This is a genomic window from Bradyrhizobium sp. 61, from assembly GCF_023073075.1.
GTDB lineage: Bacteria > Pseudomonadota > Alphaproteobacteria > Rhizobiales > Xanthobacteraceae > Bradyrhizobium > Bradyrhizobium barranii.
Window position 1 is genome coordinate 1 of the sequence record NZ_JADPIU010000071.1, and the last position, 2,721, is coordinate 2,721.

Genomic DNA, 2,721 nt, shown 5'->3' on the forward strand with positions numbered 1-2,721 from the left:
CAAGCATGGCGACAGGCTTGCGCCACTTCACGTTCTCGAGTTCGCTGGCGCCATTGCGATCAGTGACCTGTATCGTCGGCGCTCGCGTGTTGAACAAATCAAGATATCCGGGGATCGCGCCGCCCCAGTCATCGCGCAAGTCCCAGATCAGTGCGTCGGCGCCGTTCAGGGGACTCTGCGATAGAAGATGCTCGAGCGTCCGCTGATACACGGAGCCGGCGTAGCACCAGACATGAACATAGCCGATGCTTCGGCCGTTGGCCGGTATTATACGGGCGCTGGCCTTCAAGCCGTCCAAGAACATCTTGTTGGGCTCAATTTCGACCGGAGTAACCGATATTTGCATAAACGCGCCGGCACGACGCAGCCCCAGCACAACTTCCTTGCCGACCTTGCCACGGAATGACTGTACCGGCTCAAACGGTGCACCATCGGCGAAGACGATCGCATCGCCAGCGAGCAGGCCGGCTTGTTGGGCTGGCGTGCCTTCTATAACACCGGTGATCATGTTGCGACCCTGCGTGTCGAGACGCGAGAGGATGCCAATGCCGGGATAGGAGATACGGCCATTCGGAAAAACACGTTCCAGTCCGCGCCGCCTTAACGCACCAGCAAAGATATCAGAAAGCTGGTAGTACTCTGGTTCGTACGGTGTGTAGTAGCGGGTGTGCGAAGCATGCAGCTCAGAGAGCATACTATTAATGACGCCGGCCAGCGCCTCTTCGGAACTCGCCCGCGCGGCGTCCAGCAAGTAACGTTCCCGGACGGCCGACCAATCGAGCCCGTCTAGGTGCGGATCGTAAAAGCGATCTCGCACGGTCCGCCATACCTCCTCGAACGTGGCGATGCGTGCGGGCACGGCCTGGGATGTGGCCGAATCCGCTGCGTGTTGCTGCTCGGCCCACAACACCGTTGGAGTCAGAGCTGATGCCGCGGCCACTGACGTGAGCCGCAAAAAGTGGCGGCGCGACAGTGCTGAGTTGACTACCTTCTTCATCGTGCAACCTTGCGATGGAGCTCGTCGCTGTCTCGATAATCGGACATTCTCAGAGCCAGAGGGAATGTCTCAAACGGGCCGAAACCGGCCATTGAACCGGATTTGAGGCCGCGCACGCCAATCCGCGCTTTTCGTTGGTTACGATCCACGTAGTCCAGCACGCCGCTGCAGTTCTGAGCGTTACCTCAATGCGCGTTGAAGGTGAGGCCGGCGCGCTCCTTTAGACGCTTGCGCAACGCCGGACCCATCAGCGCGCCCGGCGTCCAGGTGCCGCCCTCGCCCTGCACGTCGCGCACGAGGCAGAGAGCGCTCTCGGCGATCATCTTGCTGGTCGAGCCGTAGCCCGGATCGCGGTCGCCCGTGACGACCGCCTCGACCCGTCGGCCATCCGGCAGCTCGCCCAGGAAGAGGATGTCGTAGAAGCCCTTCGCGCGCTCTTCCCGAGTCGGGCCTGCACCGGGTTTGAGACCGCCGGTCCCGAGCAGGGAAAATATGGTGGCGAAGGTCTCCGTCGTCACGCGACCGATTTCCCCAAATCCGGGCGCGACCATCATCTCGTCGTAAACGAAGTCCGTGCCGTAGGGATGACCCAACAGGAAATTCGTGCGGTGTACGTTCTTGGTGTTGACCGGCGCCATGGGAAACGGCACGAGCCACACGTTCATGCTCGGGTCGTATTCGGGGATAAGGCCCGACGGCTGAGACGGCCCGGTGAACCCCGGTGTCAGCGCGAAGGGATCGGTCAGCAGCCGGATCAGGGCCGGGTCGCGCGCCGCGGCCGCCAACGTCGCCTGGGCGCTCGCTGCGGTGCCGCCCGACATGCCGCCTTTCACCTTGCGCAGGCGGGCTTTAACCCGCCGCGCCGGGCGTCCGAATTTCTCGCGCGCCTTCTCCTGCAACGTGAGCACGCCGAGATCGAACGGGATGGAATCGAAGCCGCAGGAGAAGACGATGCGCGCGCCGGTCCGTTTCGCCTCTTCGTGATGGGCGTCGATCATGCGCCGCATCCACGCCGGTTCGCCGCACAGATCGACATAGCCAGTGCCGGTGGCCGCGCAGGCCGCCACAAGCTCGGGGCCGTAAAGCTGATAAGGCCCGACCGTCGTGATAATCACGGCCGCACGCTCGCACATCGAACGTAGGCTGGCCGGTTCGCCGGCATCCGCTTTCACCAAAGTCAAATCGTCTGGTGCGCCGATGTCGGCACGCACTTTCTGGAGCTTGTCGGTCGAGCGTCCCGCGATCGCCCAGGACGGAGCATCGTCGCCGCGATAGGACGTCGTCAGATATTCGGCGACGAGACGGCCGGTGTAACCCGTCGCGCCATAGACGATGAGGTCGAAGTCCCGCTTCACGACGTTGGTCCTCCTCGCGACTGGGAGAGCGTTACCCCTTACTCGGGCCGGTCTTCCGCCGGCAGGATCGCACCAGCTTGCCTAGCGCGCTCATTCGATCACCTCGTCGGCGCGGGCCGAGCAGGCGCCTAAGAGGTGAGGATGCCAGGCCATTTTGTGCTGTCCCGGAGCCCGGCGAGGACACGAGGACGCGCAGTAAGTGCCACTAGAGGGGCAGCCGCTTTCGTTGAACCGTCCCATCGCATTTGACGGAGGATACCACAGTTCCTGTCTTGGGGTGCGCAACGTCCGGTTGGAGTCAATACGCCATTTTGACCGCGGGCGAGCCACTTCCCGTCTCCCCTCGACAAGCGGACAGTTTCCGGGCCG

Annotated in this window: 2 protein-coding genes; both read right to left on the bottom strand. The window is 63.0% G+C overall.

Annotated features, from left to right (window positions below):
- The coding region (locus IVB46_RS27305; RefSeq protein WP_247343850.1) for a twin-arginine translocation signal domain-containing protein at positions 1-997 on the bottom strand (997 nt) is incomplete at its 3' end.
- Between the two features lie 185 nt (positions 998-1,182).
- The gene (locus IVB46_RS27310; RefSeq protein ID WP_247314649.1) at positions 1,183-2,352 is read right to left on the bottom strand and encodes a saccharopine dehydrogenase NADP-binding domain-containing protein; all 1,170 of its coding nucleotides are present in this window, start codon (positions 2,350-2,352) and stop codon (positions 1,183-1,185) included.
- Between the last annotated feature and the right edge of the window lie 369 nt (positions 2,353-2,721).